General features: G+C 53.4%; 10 protein-coding genes. 2 read left to right on the top strand and 8 right to left on the bottom strand.

All coding sequences use genetic code 11. The annotated features are described in order from the left end of the window. Positions 1-6: 6 nt before the first annotated feature. The 5 genes from JOE56_RS10575 to alaS are packed head-to-tail and all read right to left on the bottom strand — an operon-like array spanning position 7 to position 5,784. Positions 7-759 (bottom strand): A24 family peptidase, encoded by a 753-nt coding sequence (locus JOE56_RS10575; protein ID WP_204515934.1) that lies wholly within the window; start codon positions 757-759, stop codon positions 7-9. Then, positions 741-1,580, bottom strand: a complete 840-nt coding sequence (locus JOE56_RS10570; protein ID WP_204515933.1) for a shikimate dehydrogenase family protein — start codon at positions 1,578-1,580, stop codon at positions 741-743. The genes JOE56_RS10575 and JOE56_RS10570 overlap by 19 nt, the downstream gene beginning before the upstream one ends. Next, a complete protein-coding gene (gene mltG, locus JOE56_RS10565) occupies positions 1,573-2,700 on the bottom strand; it encodes an endolytic transglycosylase MltG (RefSeq protein WP_204515932.1) in 1,128 nt (375 codons plus the stop codon). Before mltG ends, JOE56_RS10570 begins: the two co-directional genes overlap by 8 nt. Further along, positions 2,690-3,133, bottom strand: a complete 444-nt coding sequence (ruvX, locus tag JOE56_RS10560; RefSeq protein WP_204515931.1) for a Holliday junction resolvase RuvX — start codon at positions 3,131-3,133, stop codon at positions 2,690-2,692. The genes mltG and ruvX overlap by 11 nt, the downstream gene beginning before the upstream one ends. Then, positions 3,130-5,784, bottom strand: a complete 2,655-nt coding sequence (gene alaS, locus JOE56_RS10555) for an alanine--tRNA ligase (RefSeq protein ID WP_204515930.1) — start codon at positions 5,782-5,784, stop codon at positions 3,130-3,132. The genes ruvX and alaS overlap by 4 nt, the downstream gene beginning before the upstream one ends. A 138-nt stretch (positions 5,785-5,922) precedes the next feature. On the opposite strand from alaS, the gene JOE56_RS10550 reads away from it, so the two are divergent. Then, positions 5,923-6,705: a hypothetical protein gene (locus tag JOE56_RS10550; protein ID WP_204515929.1), complete on the top strand. Its 783-nt coding sequence runs from the start codon at positions 5,923-5,925 to the stop codon at positions 6,703-6,705. A 310-nt stretch (positions 6,706-7,015) separates the two neighbouring features. Then, positions 7,016-8,794: a restriction endonuclease FokI recognition domain-containing protein gene (locus JOE56_RS10545; RefSeq protein WP_204515928.1), complete on the top strand. Its 1,779-nt coding sequence runs from the start codon at positions 7,016-7,018 to the stop codon at positions 8,792-8,794. On the opposite strand, the gene JOE56_RS10540 is transcribed toward JOE56_RS10545, so the two are convergent. From JOE56_RS10540 to JOE56_RS10530, 3 genes are all read right to left on the bottom strand, one after another. Next, a complete protein-coding gene (locus JOE56_RS10540) occupies positions 8,791-10,752 on the bottom strand; it encodes a Dam family site-specific DNA-(adenine-N6)-methyltransferase (RefSeq protein WP_275577231.1) in 1,962 nt (653 codons plus the stop codon). The genes JOE56_RS10545 and JOE56_RS10540 overlap by 4 nt on opposite strands. Before the next feature lie 822 nt (positions 10,753-11,574). Beyond that, positions 11,575-12,486 (bottom strand): DUF4357 domain-containing protein, encoded by a 912-nt coding sequence (locus JOE56_RS11685; RefSeq protein ID WP_204515926.1) that lies wholly within the window; start codon positions 12,484-12,486, stop codon positions 11,575-11,577. Positions 12,487-13,040: 554 nt separating this feature from the next. Beyond that, the gene (locus tag JOE56_RS10530; protein ID WP_204515925.1) at positions 13,041-17,366 is read right to left on the bottom strand and encodes an AAA domain-containing protein; all 4,326 of its coding nucleotides are present in this window, start codon (positions 17,364-17,366) and stop codon (positions 13,041-13,043) included. Positions 17,367-17,372 lie beyond the last annotated feature (6 nt).

Genomic DNA, 17,372 nt, shown 5'->3' with positions numbered 1-17,372 from the left:
CTAACTCTACAGAATGAGTGGTGTAAGTAACGCGGCGGTCCACGCGCCAATGAGCATGTGTGGCCCAAACGCAACGTTGCGGCGTTTGCCAAAGTGCATGAGGAAGTACACCAGGGCCGAAACGTTCATGATGATCAGGGCTACGATGAGGCCCCATTGGCTGGCCGTTCCGGCGACCATTCCCACAGGAACCGCGAGTTTCACATCGCCCAGTCCCAAGGTTTCTTTGCCCAGGGCCAGACCAAAAAGGTAGACGATTGCGAAGATGACCACGGTGATTCCGGCGCCGGCGAGCCCGGCGAGTGCTGGGGTTGCGCCGCGTGCCCACAGTTGGTCGAACGCTGATTGCTTGCTGGTAACACCCAAGATCATGGACACCAGGTAGGCCACGATCATGAACCCGGCTATTGGCATAACGATCAGGTTGGGAAGCCGGTGCAGCACACTGTCGATCCAGAACAGCCACGCCGTGGCTCCGGCGAACACGCCCAGGGCCACGATGATGGGGATGTCGGCGTAGGTGCGCGACATGAACAAGGGCAGGAAGAACCCGGAGATCCACGCCAGAACCAGTCCGGTTGCGGTCATGACGAAGGACACGAGCCACACGGGGCGGTTGTCCGTGCGCAGACCGTTGAGGAGGCGCAGTCCCGCCTCGTCGTTGATGAGCTTGGGGAACATGAACCAGATGACAACGGATACGGCGATCGCTGCCCCAACCGCAAGTGACAGTCCTGCGACTAGTGAGACGGACTCCATGAGTCTCCTTTCGGCGGGGTCAGGTTGACGGCTTCGTACATAGCAACGGTAGCCCGTTGAACCTCGGACGCGCTTAACGACCTGCCGGTGACGCCCACAAAGTGAATGAACTGGGCGACAGCCTGCTCCACCAACATTGCCAGGCCGGGGACCACCTCGGCGCCGGCTTGCTTAGCCTTCTCCCCCACTGACCCGTGCGCGTACGCGACGTCCAGCACCGTGGCGGACAGACGGGCGGGGACGTCCAGGTCCACACCCGTGGGCAAGGTGCTCACGATGACGTCGTGGTCCCAATTGATCTTCTCCAGGCCAGCGTGGGTGGCGTCCATGTCCAGTGATTGGGCGAGTTGGGCCAGGTCAGCACGGGTCCGTTGGTTGCGGGCGTAGATATCCACGGTCGCGCAACCCAGTTCTTTGAGGGCGACAAGCGCGCTGGCTGCGGTGGCGCCGGAACCCACAATGGCCGCCGAGGTGACAGAGGTTCGCAGGGCGCCCACGATTCCAGCGACGTCAGTGTTGTAGACGGACGGCGTGGGGGTGCGCACGAACGTGTTGGCGACCCGGGTGGCGGTCACGGTGGGGTCGATGTTCCAGTTTCGTTCGTACGCCAGTTGGGCCAGGGTGGTTTTGAGCGGCATGGTGCACGACATGCCCACGAGTTCCGGGTGCGTGTCGATGTGGGTGGCCAGTTGATCTTCCGTGAGTTCGACCGAGCCGTACTCCCCCGGAATGCCCAGTGCTGTGAGCGCGGCCGTGTGCAGGTCCGGAGACTTGGAGTGCGCAATGGGCGACCCGGCCACGCAGGCGTTGAACTTATCCATTTTTCTTGCGGTGTTCGCGTAGCCACTTGCGGAACTCTTCGACGTTTTTCTGGTGCTCTTGGTAGTTGTTGGCGAACTTCACGGTGCCGTTGTCTGGGTCGGTTGCTACGAAGAACTGCCAGTCACCCTTGGCGGGTTTCATGGCCGCGCGCACTGCGGGTTCGCCGGGTGAGTTGATGGGGCCGGGCGTCCACCCTTTGTGTTTGTACGTGTTGTACGGGTTGTTGCTTTCGCGTTCCTTCTTTGTGGTGGTCAGGTCCTGACGCGCACCGTGGATATAGGCCACGGTGGCGTCGGACTGGAGCAGACCGCCGGTTTGGGACTTCTTCCCCACGCGGTTGACGAACACGCGCGCTACCTTGGCTTGCACCTCAGGGTCACTGGTGGCTTCTTTTTCTACCAGGCTGGCAAGGGTCAGGTAGTAGTGGGCGTCGTCGTGTGGAATGGCGAGCCGGTTGAGTTCGTCCTTGGTCTTGTTGACCATATCTTGGACCAGGGCTTCGGCGGGGCGTGACGGGTCGATGTCGTAGGTGGCCGGGTACAGGTAGCCCTCGAGGTTGGGCGCGTCGATGTCGAGGCCGTAGTCCTTGGGTTTCTTCTTGTCGATGGCCTTGTCGAGCTGCTGTTCGTTGACGCCGGCTTTGATCGCGTTGGCTTTGATGGTCTTGATGGTGTGGCCTTCTGCCACGGTGAGGCGTTGCGCGGCGGTGGCGTCTTCTAGGGCGTCGACGGCGGCGCTGGAGCTCATGCGTTTGCGCATTTTGAACGTGCCGGCTTTGATGACGAAGCCGCGACTTTCGACTTCTTTGAGGAAGGGGTCGGCGGATCGGATGACGTCTTCTTCGACCAACTGGTTGGCGACCTGGCTGGCGGACGCGCCCGGGATCACAGTGACGTCGATGCTGCCTTCGCCTTCGCCTTCGTAGTCCTTCTTGGCACCGAACAGGTTAGAGAACGCGCCCGAGGCCGTGCTGACTGCCACAACCCCGCTGACTCCGGCTATGAGGGCGAGCACTACAACGATGGCGGTGATGCGACGGCGCCGAATTTTCCGGTTGTGCCTGCGCTGCCGGGCGTCCTTGCGGGTGCCCTTGTTTTCGAATACGTCGTCAATCCCCACTGTTGTCCTCACGTGCGAGAGCGTCGAGAGCTGTTTGCAGGATCACCACGGCGGCTTGCGCGTCCACGGTTTCGCGTCGTTGCTTAGACGATTTTCCTGCTGCTTGTAACATCAGGTGCGCTTGTGTGGTGGTAAAACGTTCATCCACGTACCTTACCGGGAGTCCTGTGCGGTCCACGATCTTCTGGGCGAAACGCCGAGCTTTGTCCGCGGACTGGCGCGCTGTGCCGTCTAAGGACGTGGGGTCTCCTATCACCAGTTCGACCGGGTCGACTTCCTCCACGATCTCTTGGATTCGGCGCAGCGCGAAGTTGTCGCCACCTCGGCGGTTAACCACTTCAAGAGGTGAGGCGAGGATCCCGTCGGGGTCGCTGTGGGCGATTCCCACGCGCACCGCCCCCACGTCGATTCCTAAGCGCCGGCCGCGCCTCACGAGTTCGCTACCTGGTCGCGCACGTTTTGGAGTGCTTGGGTCACCTTGGTGGCGTCCTGGCCACCACCCTGTGCGAGGTCGGGCTTGCCACCTCCGCCGCCGCCCAGGGTTTTGCACGCCGAGGTGACAAGAGCTCCGGCTTTCAGACCGGCTTGCTGTGCGTCAGGGCCTACCGCGATGACGACGGCGGGTTTGTCGTTGGCCAGTCCAACTGCTGCGATGACGTGGGCTGGGTCGTCCAGGCGGTTGCGAACGTCAAGGACGAAGGAGCGGACGTCGGCGGCGTTTGCCACCTCACCGAGCTCCGTTGTGACCACGGTTGCGGGGCCGAGTTTCTGGGCGCTGGCGGCTGCGTCGGTTGCGCGGGCCAGGACCTTTTCTTGGTTGAGTTGAGCGATGGTGCGTTCGGCTTCTTTGATGCGGTCCATGAGGCCGGTGACGCGCTGGTAAACCTCGGGGCCGGGCACCTTGAGAAGCTCCGACAGCTGGGCCACGGTGGAGCGTTCGCGTGCCAGTTGCTTCATGGCGTCAAGTCCCACGCTGGCTTCGATGCGGCGGGTGCCGGAGCCCACGGAGGCTTCGCTGGTTAGCGAGATGGGTCCGATTTCTGCGGTACGGGTGACGTGGGTTCCTCCGCAAAGTTCGCGGGACCAGGTGCCGTTTATGTCAACCACGCGCACGATTTCTGGGTAGCGTTCACCGAACAGGGCCATGGCGCCGGATTTCTTGGCCTCTTCGAATGGCAGGAAGTCGTAGCCCACTTCGAAGTTGTCGCGGACTGCGGTGTTGGCACATTCTTCGATTTCTTGGCGGGCTGCTGGGCTGAGTGCTTCAGGGTACGAGTAGTCGAAGCGCAGGTAGCCGGGGTTGTTGAGCGATCCGGCCTGGGTGGCGTTCGAGCCCAGAACTTCACGCAGGGCGGCGTGGATGAGGTGGGTTGCCGAGTGTGCCTGCTGGGCTTGGTAGCGGTGGTCTGGATCGACCTGCGCGGTGATGAGGGCGCCGGTTTCCAGCTCACCGGTTTCAACCGTGACCTTGTGCGTGGGTAGCCCGGCCAGGATGTTCTGAACGTCGGTGACACGAGCGGTGAGGTCAGGGCCGGTGAGGTGGCCGATGTCGGCGGTTTGGCCACCGGATTCGGCGTAGAACGGGGTGATGTCCAGGACAACGTCGACCGTGTCGCCGGCGTGTGCCACGGGAACGGCTTCGCCGTCTTTGATGATGCCGCGCACGGTGGCCAGAGTGTTGAGGTTGTCGTAGCCCACGAATTCCGAGGTGCCGGCTTCGAGTAGGTGGGAGTAGGCGGTGAGGTTCGCTCCCCCGCCCTTCTTGGACTTCGCGTCGGCTTTGGCGCGTTGGCGCTGTTCTTCCATGTGGGCTTTGAAGCCGTCGACGTCGACTTCCACGCCTGCTTCGTGGGCCATTTCCACGGTGAGGTCGATCGGGAAGCCGTGGGTGTCGTGGAGGGTAAATGCCACGGCGCCGTCGATAGTGCCACCTTTACCCACCTCGGCGACGGTGCGGGTGAGCAGCTGGGTGCCGGATTCCAGGGTGCGCAGGAACGCGGTTTCTTCTGCGTAGGCGATCTTGGAAATGCGGTCGAAGTCGGTGTCGAGTTCTGGGTAGGACTGCTTCATGGCGTCTTTGGAGACGGGCAGCAGGTGTGGGAGCACGGGTTGAGTGACGCCCAGCAGGCGCATGGCGCGGATGGCGCGGCGCAGAAGGCGGCGCAGGATGTAGCCGCGGCCTTCGTTGCCGGGACGCACGCCGTCGCCGATGATGACGAGGGCGGAGCGCACGTGGTCGGCGACAACGCGCATGCGGACGTCGTCGTTGTGGTTGGTGCCGTAGGTGTGGCCGGAGAGTTCTTCGGCCTTTTTGATGACGGGGTAGACTTCGTCGATTTCGTACATGTTCTCGACACCTTGTTTGAGGAACGCCACGCGTTCCAGGCCCATGCCGGTGTCGATGTTTTTGGCGGGAAGGTCGCCTTTGATGTCGAAGTCGACTTTGGTGCGGACCTCGGAGAGTTCGAACTCCATGAAGACGAGGTTCCAGATTTCGATGTAGCGGTCTTCGTCAGCGACCGGGCCGCCTTCTTTGCCGTATGCGGGCCCGCGGTCGTAGTAGATTTCGGAGCAGTAGCCGCCGGGGCCGGGTTGGCCGGTGTGCCAGAAGTTGTCTTCGTTGCCGCGCATTTGGATACGTTCGCGGGGCATGCTGGTTTCTTCGAGCCACAGGTCGATCGAGGCGGCGTCGTCTTCGTGGACGGTGACCCAAAGGCGGTTGGGGTCAAAGCCCAGGCCACCGTTGTCTTCTGGGGTGGTGAGCAGTTCCCAGGCCATGGCGATGGCTTCGCTCTTGAAGTAGTCGCCAAAGCTGAAGTTTCCGTTCATTTGGAAGAACGTGCCGTGGCGGGTGGTTTGGCCCACTTCTTCGATGTCGGCGGTGCGCACGCACTTTTGCACGCTGGTGGCGCGTGGGAAGGGTGCGGGTTCGCGGCCGGTGAGGTATGGGATGAACTGCACCATGCCTGCGATGTTGAAGAGGATGGAGGGGTCGGACGAGATCACGGACGCAGATGGCACCACGGTGTGGCCTTTGGATTCGAAGAATTCCAGCCAGCGGCGCTTAATTTCTGCGGTCTTCATGAGTGTCCTTCCCTGATTGGCGGTGCCTTGAGCGCTGCGCTTCCCGTGTTCCACGGTTGTTGCATACAGGCCACACCGATTCTAGTAGAGACCAGGCCTGATGTGCACGGTTGTCTGTGCGCATGAAAAAATAAACGTGTGGCACAGACATATTTGGAATCTCTTGGTTTTCTTCCGGACTGGCATGACACCCTTTCATTGCTGAGGAACGACATGCTCTTAAGCGTGGACGCCTCCGACTTCGACCATATGGTCGCCTACGTAGATCCGTCAGGGGCCACACTCGCGCTATACCAGCCCTTGGACGGCAGACGCGAAGATTCTGTTTCAGTAACAGGTCCTGCTCGCGTACCTGTTGATGCGTGGCAGCCGATCCCTGGATTAGCTGCGATGAATGTATATGACCCATACGGTTCTCTGTTCACTAAAGTGCTGGTGGCGGTCGATGATCCGTTTATGTATCCGGTGTATGCGGGAAACGACGTTGGTGAGCTTGAACCGTATCCTTCGTATTGTCTTGGTGCCGTGGCCGTTGATGTTGAGGTGTTTGAGTCAGTTGATGACTGGCGCGCCCAGCAGACACCGATTGATGCTTCGTCGCTGGCCGATGTGGCTGACGGGATGCCCGCTGAAGTTACGTTGGGTCCAACGTTCATTGCCAGCCCGGGGCTGTTTCATTTTTCGACCGGCGCGGCTGAGCTAGAAGAGTTGAGTTCGGCCAGTATCTTTAAAGCGGTGTGCGAAGAGGTTGAGGTGGTGACCAATCAACTCACGGGTAAGCAGTGGTACCGCGTCGTTGCCGACTGCGGCATGATGGTCAACCTGGCACTTCCGATTGATATTGAACCTGCTCCGCGACCCGGTTCTGTAGTGGACGGTACAGCGTTATTGACCGGCACCACCGGCGTGTGGAGGCAGTAGGTACGGCTTACAATTATAATTGTTTACAACACGACCGGTTCCGCTACCCGTTTTCGCGGGAGTCCAGGGCCGGTCTTTGATTTACCCAACAGGTGCGCAATTCGCTCTGACTACCGTTCAAGACATACGCGCAACAGGTTGAACTGTTACCAGCCCAGGGAACGATTACATAGAACATATTTTTCTTACCGAACATCTAGGCATAGTTACACTGGCACCTAATGCTTGCAAAGACGACACATTGCTACCCTTTAAACACCCAGATCGTTAGTTAAAGTAGGCTTCGAATAAATAGAAAGGCGGGCAATCAATGAACAAAGTACACCGGAGAACATACGGGTGGGTGCAGAACCCGTCTAACTTTGAGAACTTAAAGCTTGTCGTTCAAATCTTTGACTCCTCAACTGCCCATTACAAAGCCTTACGTGACGATCTCGTTTGCCGCCTGATCCCTTTTATCGATCTACGAAACCAATTGCACGACAAATTACTAAACTGCACTGAAACGTTCACATATAAAGAACTAGTTGGCACCTCAAAGGACAAAAACAACGAAACGCCAAAACGAAGAAGTGATGCAGTTGCGGACGGCTTAATCCAAGTGACCATACTTCCTCAAAACCATAAAACCACAGGGAAAGAGTGGACAGACAATTGGACCTCAGATGGCTACTTACGATGGGCGCTCAGTCTGGGCCTAGTCACACACAATCGGGCCACCGACACTTGTTCACTCACAGAAACAGGGCGCGAATTCGCCCAGTCTGAGAAGTCACCAGAAGAGGATCAAACGCTAATAGACTCTCTGCTAGCCTACCCACCAGCAATACGAATACTTCAGCTTCTAGACGAGTCACGCAAACCCGTAAACAAGTTCTATCTTGGCTCCAACCTTGGATTCAAGGGCGAGCGAGGGTTTACCTCTTACGAAGATGCAACAATGCGTGATTGGCTCAAGTTATCGACTTCCAAAGAAGAACAAACGAAAATCCGGTCCGACATTGAAGGAACCGCTGACAAGTACGCGCGAGGAATAGCAAGCTGGCTTGAGAAACTCGGGTTCGTCGTTTCTCACTCCACCACAATACAAACCTCTTTGGGTGTGTGCGCAGGATTTAGAGAGTTTTCGATAACTGCAAAAGGACGGCACGCTTTACGCCGATCAAAAGGCTCTTCAAAAAATAGACGCATTCCCAAGTATGTAAACTGGGAATTTTTAGCCATCGATGGCAATACTGATGAAGAAAAACAGAGAAAGGACTACGTAAGAACTCGTCGCGCACATATCATTGAAATTCTATCGACAACTAAGTCGTTCAAGAATCTAATGACTCGCCTCAAATCGCTTGGCTTCCACGATTCAGAAACTGTTGTCCGCGCTGACATTGAAGGGCTACAGGGTATCGGCATTTCAGTCATCACTAGCGGCAACAGTGTAACTCTGAAGGACACAATAAAAGGATTAGATATCCCACCTCTTGGCGTTACCCCTGAACGACAGAGGACAATTCACGATAAGCGCAAAGAAAAGATCATGGAACGGACTTCCCTACCGTTAAAGTTCTATGAGCTATACGATATCGCTTTCGACCCCAAGAGGTCTCGTGACTTTGAGATTCTCACAGTGGAACTGTTCAAACTAGCAACTAATACAAATGCTCGAGTTCTTGGTGGATCCTTGCGACCAGATGGCATTGTTTACCAACAGGCCGACGGACAAAGTCCAGGAATCATCATTGACACGAAAGCGTATGCTGATGGTTACTCAAAGATAAAAAGCCAGGAAGACGAGATGGTGCGGTACATTGAGGACAATCAGTTTCGCGACCCAAAGCGCAACCCAACCAAATGGTGGGAATCATTTCCCAAAACAATTTCACCCAAAAATACGACTTTTCTTTGGGTTTCAAGTACCTTCACAGGCGCCTTCGATGAGCAACTGAAGTCCACTTACCATCGAACAAATGCAAACGGCGGAGCTGTGGCAGTTGACCAGCTCTTAATCGGAGTGGACAAGGTATGCCGGGGTGAACTCACATCAGAAGAGCTGTTCGATTCACTCAAGCGAAATCAGATTGCAACTTTCTAAACATCAACCGCGGCACGCCCATCTCTATCTAGCCTGTAGTTTGTAACCAGAACCTCGCGGCTGCCTCGCGACTTGCTGTTGTGAGATGCATTATCGTAGTTGTATTGCAGGTTGAAAACATGGAGTCGTTCTTCCGAAATGAACTCCTTAAGAAGTTCATTGGACCTCCCTTTATGCTCTAAAACGTTACTCAAGGCAAACGGTACGCCACGCTGTGTAAGTTGACGCATCCGATCAAGCAACGATAGCTCAGACGTTTCATTCCAATTGCGAAATCCTCTGTTGCCATCGTTGTAGCTACCAGTTGTAATTAGATAAGGCGGATCTAGATAAACGAAGTCATCCTGCTGGAGAAAACTAAGGTCCAGGTCCTCAAAATAACTGTCTATGAAACATGCGTCGATACAACTGAGACGTTTAACAAAACGCACCAGATTGCGTTCCATGCTGCGTGAGAATGAGCTTCTATTTCTGCCGAATGGATTATTAAACTCCATATTTGAATTGAATCGAAACTGATAATTATAGCTATATGAAGTTAGCACATAGAGCGAAATAGGGTCAGGACACTTATTGTAGTGTTTTCGAAATCTTAGAAACGCCTCCTCATTAGTCTTGGATAAGCCCCACTCATCAATAGTCTCATGAATCGAAGAGATAACTTGTTCAATAGGAGTCTTCTGAAAATATCTAAATAACTCGTTAATACGCTCATTCATGTCGATAAACATGTGCTTCTCGGCACTCGCATTGATGCCAACATTTGCACCACCACTGAATAGATCGACGAAGGTGTGTGAAGACTGTGGCAGCAAAGGCATGATTTGTGGAAGAAGGCGATACTTTCCACCGATATAATTAAGTGGACTTTTAATAAGAGGAAACACTTTTTCAGTGAGCCCTGTGGTTGTCACTGACTTTGATGGCGGCTGGCTTTTTCGCGCATAGAGAAGTAGCTCATAGACTGAGCGCGAAGATGACGATCTTCTTGAGGAGTATCTTCTGTACGGAACACGAACTACTTCGATCTGATTATCAAGTGAACAACTGCGTGCGAGATGAACCAGATCTTCCTCATTGAGGAGGCCTTCAGAGTTGTAGCTAATGACCATGTGTCGCGCTTGAACGCTGGCAATAAGGTCCCCCATAGCGTCTTTAACGCTACGTTTTGAACAATAAGAACTTCGTTCGTCAGCCCAATCGAAAAGACGCGTTACACCACGCAATTCTGGTTCACTATTACGCGCGATATTTTCAAGAACGTGATAGTTTGCAACATACTGTCGCGAATTGTACGGAGGATCGATATAGACAATGTCTGCTTCGATCTCTTTTACAAGCTCATTCGCGTCCTGCTGAAAGCATTTATTTTCATACTGATTATTGTAAATGGCGCTCGGGGTTAGGCGTAGTGTATTTAAGGCACGCTTATCCCAGTGTTTTAGGAAAGCACCGTACGTGCCGGTGGTGTTGCTTACAGATGGAACTGCGTTAATTAGCGCGTCTACAAGGTAAGCATTCTCTTCATTTGTAGTCCAACCATTGTGGTGCCACATTGCGATTGTTGAACGGATTGAGTCGACACGCTTTGCGTTACTAGAAGTCAAGTACATTGAACCTCCGGTTGGACTGTAACTCAACTCGTAGTATCCCTCTACGTTTCGTCCGAGGTACGATTCGGCTTCTTGTTCCAAAAACTTCAAAGGCGTGTCGATTCCTCGTTGTGCCAAACCTCGAAAGGTTGGCACATGGTTGAGGCCTATGCGGGCCACCGCATTGATATAGCTAAAGTAGAGTAGATCATTCGACAACATGGTGTACCGTGGCTTGAAATACGCCCCTACAGCGTTGGTGCCAGCAAAAAGATCAAGAAATGTCTGCTCATCACCATCAACATGCCGCTCTAACAACTCTGCAATGTGAGTAAGCATGCCATTTTTTGCCCCTATATATCGCATAATCACATCCTACACATCCCAGTTGCAAAACTTCGCGTCTTCGAAGCGCCGTAGCTTCACACGAGTAGTCCGCGCCAACGTGGCTCCGGAGGCGCAACGCCACAATTCGGTCGCGCGGACTAACTTGGGCACGGTTTTTGTCTCTAGCCACACTTAGGAACAGACAAAACACTGTTGCTATGCATACCTTGCGGTCTTGAGTACTCCTCTACAGAGGCAACTTCTTTCACGTTGTTCCATTCGCGCGAACAAGCTCGCTTCTTTGACAGGTAGGCCTAAAGAAAGGTCGTGCGCAAGAAACAATCGCGAAAGTGAACGAGCCATCGAGCAAGCTTGAGGTACTTTAGCATCGCTGAAATCGAGTATTGGCACCCTTGATCGCGATAGAACAGACGAAAGGGCGCGTTAAGCGATTACGAAGGCCGTGTCTAAGTGCTACCGGAGCTAGTGGCGGACTGGCCGTGAGACGAACATACGAACGGCGTTCATCCGTCTTCCTATTAAAAAGTCGTTAAAAAGCTGAATTGCGAATGGCCACCAAATAACCCATTTACTCATTGACATAGGTATCGCGCATAAATGAACGAGCAGGAAGCCAACGTCACCCCAACCACCGCAATACGCGAGGAAGTATAGGTTTACTCAATCTGAAGGGCTACTCAACTGCTACCACACACGAGCCCTGCCAAGCTCGACGTACAAGCGCCAACCAAATGATGCCACAAGCGTTATTGGACAGATCTTTGAACTCATCTACGCAATCTTCCAATGAGCCATTTGCGACTCGTTGCCAACTACAGTGTAGGCGACCAAGAACAACTTTCAGAACGTTTCAGCCACTGCTTTCGCCTCTGACTCCTCAATCTCGCGCAAAGTCTGGCCAGAATCATTCTTCCAAACTACTCGCCCATTCACCGAAGTTCCGAGAAGAAAAGAGGCCGCTGCAGACGGTGAGCCAAATAACGTGTCGCGTTGTAACTCTCCAGCGCTGTTAACCCGGTTGCTATACCGAAATCGATTCTCACGTGCGGCCGCAGGAACGGACCCTGTCATTTCCGCACGCAATTTCGACCCTGCAAACAGGACAAATCCATCAGTAGATTGTCTACCTGTCCCGTTCGCTTCCGCAGCGTTTAAGTACAACGTCGGCTCAGCTTCATCAACAGGGCCGGTCGACTGCGACAGTTCAGGCTGCTTAACATCGTCGACAGCATCAAACACTCGATAGCCAAGGGTTCCAATAAGAATCTTTGCGTTCAGTATAAAATCATCGAGCGCAGCTCGCTGCTCTTCTGTAACGTTCGCTGGCGATGGAATGCTCTTGTTCTTCAACTTCACACGGCCAGCAACCATCGCAAGCTGATGGAACGCGTTCTCGAGATAAGAGACATCTGTCGGCCCAAACGAGTTCTCGGAGTCTATGATGCAAACGACATGAGTGAAGTAATCGAGATGTTCGTCTCCAATATGCTCAACTACACGGCCAAGAACACCTTTGCCGTTTTGACGTTCCTTTGCCTGTCCCACGTACAGGAATTGCTCACCAGTGTCAGCCTCAGTACCGAACAGCAGGTAGACACCAGTTTGATTGAGGTGTACACGGTTCTTTGAACGTTCAATCTCGGTACGCGGAATCAGGTAGACTTTCCCTATCCAGTTCGACAGCGAACACTTAATCCGCCCGTTGGGAGTGCCGTCTATCAGAAACAAGTGCGCTGTTTTCTGCGAAGCCACCGCCTACCTCACCTTCGTCTAGTGATCAACGCTACCGATGTACACGCATCAGAACTTACGAATATGATGATATACACAAACTTCTGCGTTTTGACGGCGGTTACATAAATTCACTCACAACTCATAAAAACAATATGTTCTCTTAAGTAGTCACCATTTTGTAAATCGGTTCCTAAATCTGTTCCGTAGGAACCTCCGCCATATTCATTAGATCGATGTAGTGGCCTTTTAGATGCGTTTTAGTTACGACTTCTCCCTACAAAATTGCGCAAAGCAGAACAACTAGGGAGTGCACCTACGAATGAACTCCGGCAACAATGTTCACGGTTAACCGTTCACGCGGCAGAAGTGTATGCCTCAGAAATCGCTCTTGCTAGATGGTGTTCTAACTGCGACACCAGATGAACGATGGTTTAGCGATACGCTTTTCCTCAGCAAAACCGTCAATTCTCCAGGACGAATTCCACAACAGCTCGCACTCTCAAACGAGGGGGTGCCGCGCCAAAACTTGCCTCACTGACGAAGTACACAGTCCCACTCGGTGGAACACCGCATCACTCCTCAACGGCAGACACCATTCGCATGAAACCGCCCAGCTGCTCTGACGCAGCAATGCTTGTGGGGGTCACCTCAACCAGGTGTTCCGAGTAGACCACATAGGCAGCCCACTGCGCGCGAGACACAGCTACATTCAAACGATTGCGGTTCATCACAAAATCCGCGCCACGGGGAGAGTCAGTAGCGCTCGAACATGTCATCGAAACAATCACGATTGGCGCCTCCTGCCCCTGGAACTTGTCAACTGTTCCGACCCGGACTTCAGCCAAATCCACCGCTTTAAGAGCGGCTCGCAGAGAAGTGACCTGAGCATTGTAAGGAGCTACCACCAGAACATCTCTCTGCGTCACTTCTCGATCTGCGTTGGGCGTGTGCCAAACAGTGCCTCCAGACAACAGCTCGCGCGCGATCTTAACGACCTCGTCAACTTCTTCCTGAGACTTAGTTGAGTTGCCCTCATGCTTAAGCCGAACACCATGGATTCCGCTTTCGACCGGATAAGTGCATGGCGCTGATACACTCAAAGATCGTTCATTGGCAGCGTCAGCCGAAACCAACTTGTTGCGATACGAGAGCGCTGACACCTTCGTGGTCAGATCACGTGTCATCCGCCACGTCTGCTCCATAAAGTACCCCCGATCCGCAGGCAGAGTGGCTTCGTTGTTAGCCCACCAGCCAAGGGCAGACGACTCTGCTCCGCCCCAATGTGTTCCTTGCACCACTTGCGGTAGCTGTCGCGGGTCACCCAAAAGGAGGATACGTTTAGCACGACCGGCGGCCGCCAGGGTAAAGGCTAACGAGTATTGCGCCGCTTCGTCGATGACAAGCAGATCAAATTCCCACTCGTCACCAAGAGCATCGATTCCCCAGGCCGTAGCACCGTAGACGGCACCCCGATGTTGATTCGTTTCAACAAAACTCGGCCCGCTCACCTGGCACTCAGGCAACTTTCCTATATTTGTGGGCCACCCCGCCTTATTCACTTCTATTGGGTTTGGAGACTTGGAGGAGCCGCCAAACAAACAAAGCCAGCCGGGGTGGAGATCTACCGGTGGGCGCACAAACGTCTGGTTTGCAAGCTTCTGCGCGTCGTTCTTATCGAATTTGGGAAGTCCAAGCGCTTTGCGAAGCTTCGTGTAGCTGACAAACTTTTTAGATTTCGGCTTCTGCAGAACCTGCGTCATATAAAGAACAGGGTTTTCCTGATTAGGGTCATATTCGTCGCCGGGATTGATGCCCCATATTTCAGTCTCATTGGATTCGAAATCCCTTCCAAAGCCAAGTGAGTTAAGACTCGAGGGTGTCACTCGTCTTGCTGACGCCAACAAGTTAGCGATAGTTTCATGTCCTTGTGAAAGAACCCCGATCTTCCAGCTCTCCTGAGCCACAAGTGCGGCTATCACATGGCCACCCACGAAAGTCTTTCCGGTTCCTGGTGGCCCCTGAACTGCCAGTACGGTACCAGGTTCTGATCGTTTCAAGGTATTGAAAATGTTGACAGCGTGCTGAGCGTGTTCGGTTTCAGGAATGCACTTGACGCGTTTACGAATCAAGTTCCAGCGAACGTCATTGTCTAATGTTGACATGAGCTTATGAATTTGCTCATGAGAAAGTGGGCCAGAAAGATCCCCAACACTCAGACCAGGGATAAGAGAATCTGAGGACTCAGATTCCTCGCCGTCCATTTCGCCACCAGAAATTCCGCTCGCAAGAGTAGCTATAACCGAGTCAAGGATAAAGTTCGCTAGCTTCTCTTTGATCGGATCTTCATCGATGAACTCTTCGCGCCGCACCGCGACAGGAAGCTGTTCGGATGTGAGCTTACAGTTAGAGTCTTTAACATTCTCATAGAAGTAGATGCGACCGTCACCTGAAACAAGCGTTGAACTTCCTTCTTCACGCCTGAAACGCCGACTTTCCACTACGCCACCACTATTCAATCGCACGCGAGCTGCAAAATCCGCTCCCCAAACGTCTGGTAGATGCTCAGGCACAGGTGTCTCGTAGTACAAAAAGTACGTACCCGCTGAGTCTGATTCGTTCTGATTGGCATCCAAGATTGTCGAATCTTTCGGCGCGTACGTTACTTTTGAAGACAAGTAGCGCCGTTCAGCTTTTCGATTTCGTGGCCAACACCAACCGTCGTAATCCTCCGAACCTTTGCTACTGTCATTTACAAGTGATTCGACAGGTACTTTAGTTACGCCGTTGTCCGCTGATTCATCTTCATTACTCGCGGCAACAAAATCACCATCCTGATATTCGAGCGGTTCACAGCGAACGTCATCAAGGATTAGCGAATCGGCATTTGACTCCCACTCGGATATATCTTCAGTCATGAGACGCAACGTGTCTGAAAGCTCCGGTAAGTCTTCGGCAATAAAATAGTTTGTGAGGCCGAGCAGAAGCTTCAAATCAGCAGTAATCTCTCCGTTGTCATACTCATCGCCATCCGGGCTGATCACTATTGGAGTCAGGAGTGCGCGGGCCTCTGCCAGGGCTTGTGCACCCGGGTTACTTTCGCTCTGACCAGTCTCTTCATCTTCCTCATTTTCTAAGTCGGATATGTCACTCGTGTCGAGCAGTTGACGTTCCGGTGGCACACCGCTGTCGAGTGGGCCCCAAAGCTGCAACTCCGGATCCGCGTCACGAGCAACTGAAATAAGCCACTGGTGCAAAAGCATCGTCGAAACAACGTCGTATTCGTTATACAGCTCAAGTGTTTCAAACTCGTTTTTCAGCTCAGCGCTTATACCCTCATCTTGATGCGTTGAAAAGCCATTTTCCTTTAACTTCAGCGCTGCTTGAGCATACATGGCGATAGAGTCACCAGCGTTGTCAAGAGCTTCGAGGCGAGCTATCGCGCCCATGTAAGCAGGTTCGAGTTTCTTAATCGAGTATGACGACTGTGAGACCGCCACACTGTTGCGCACTACCGGCAAAAGGTCGACAAAAACGCCACTTGAAATTAGATCCTCTACTTCTTGTACAAAGATTCCATTCCGTTCTGCGATTCGTCGAAGTGCCGAAATTTCATACGCATGGTAGTGATAAACGTGAAACTCTGGGTGAGCATCTCTGAGCTTCAGCAAGCGACTAATGAACTCAACAAAACGTTCAAGCTCTTGTGTTTCATCATGAGACCAGCCTGCATGAAAACTACCTCCGAAGGATGTCGAAAGGCTGTTCACTTCACGATGTTCAACCTGTGGATGGCCCTTACGCCACACGTCAATACTTCTACCTGGGAGTTCAGAACCCGAGGTTTTGGCACCGGGATGGAACTCACCCCACAGATACTCAAGTCCCCAGTCTTCCCTTCCTCCGTCTCTCAAGAAGAGCGGATCGCCCTCAAAGTCAAAATAGATATCATGGGGCGTTGCAAGTGGAATTCGAGCGATTGGGTCAGTGTCAAACACTTCCCATTCCACGTCTACCGGTGGCTCAGCCGCCTTGGACGTCGTGTGGCTGCTGTTTTCGATGTCGCGAGCCATCTGTCCGGCCTGTAACCGCGCTTGACGGTGCAACACTTCAAGGTTTGAAACGCCAAGTTTCGACAAGGACTTCACATCACCCTCAACAAAATCATGCACACTTAAGATCTTGTTGTCACGAAGTACCTTGCGTTGTTCTGGTCGAATTCGCGCAATCAACTTAATGTCATTGGTTGCGTCGATAGCTTGCTGGCACCACTCACACGTCTCACAAGCTGCAACTTCAAACGCCTTCCAGAATTCGATTGCATCTTTCGGTTGTAATGCCAGAAGACTATCCAGATGCTCAAGTCGAGAATCCAGTAAGAACGAGACCTCAGCAACATTGACTTCCGCACTGCGTCCGTTCCCAGTGAGCACGAAAGCATAATCGCAAAGCCGTGGACGGACTGATGCCGGTACGGACTCAAACAGATCTGTCAACATGCGCCAGTAGACGGCGAGCTGAAGTGCCGCTTGAGCAGAGCCTTCACGCGCTAACTTCGCGTCAAAAATTGTCCACCCGTCGCCAGTCCGTACAAGGAAATCAAGCGTCCCTCTATAACGCCCGCTTTTCAGGGGCAACTGATACAGAACTTCTGCTTCACTGTCCAAAAGGTCTGCGAGTTCCACACCGTTTATGTTTCCACCGTTATGCTCGTCATCGCGTTCAGTCAGGTCAACAACGTTGTACGGTTTAACTCCGACACCGATTCCCTCCAATAAGGCGCCACCTGATTGAAAAGCCTGCAGAAGTTCTGTTTCATACGCTCGGCCCAACTCGGCGGCCCGTTCTGCAGTTGAGTCCACAACTTGCTCAGGAGCTGTAATGCCAGGAGTGTTACTCATGACAAA

The sequence above is a fragment of the Brevibacterium paucivorans genome (assembly GCF_016907735.1).
GTDB lineage: Bacteria > Actinomycetota > Actinomycetes > Actinomycetales > Brevibacteriaceae > Brevibacterium > Brevibacterium paucivorans.
Note: the sequence above shows the minus strand (reverse complement) of the source record. Positions and strands in the feature narration are given on the sequence as shown.

Excerpts from the sequence above, each read along its gene's own strand:
- JOE56_RS10545 (WP_204515928.1), top strand. The coding sequence starts at position 7,016 with ATGAACAAAGTACACCGGAGAACATACGGGTGGGTGCAGAACCCGTCT.
- JOE56_RS10570 (WP_204515933.1), bottom strand. The coding sequence starts at position 1,580 with ATGGATAAGTTCAACGCCTGCGTGGCCGGGTCGCCCATTGCGCACTCC.
- JOE56_RS10575 (WP_204515934.1), bottom strand. The coding sequence starts at position 759 with ATGGAGTCCGTCTCACTAGTCGCAGGACTGTCACTTGCGGTTGGGGCA.
- alaS (WP_204515930.1), bottom strand. The coding sequence starts at position 5,784 with ATGAAGACCGCAGAAATTAAGCGCCGCTGGCTGGAATTCTTCGAATCC.
- JOE56_RS10540 (WP_275577231.1), bottom strand. The coding sequence starts at position 10,752 with ATGCGATATATAGGGGCAAAAAATGGCATGCTTACTCACATTGCAGAG.
- JOE56_RS10530 (WP_204515925.1), bottom strand. The coding sequence starts at position 17,366 with ATGAGTAACACTCCTGGCATTACAGCTCCTGAGCAAGTTGTGGACTCA.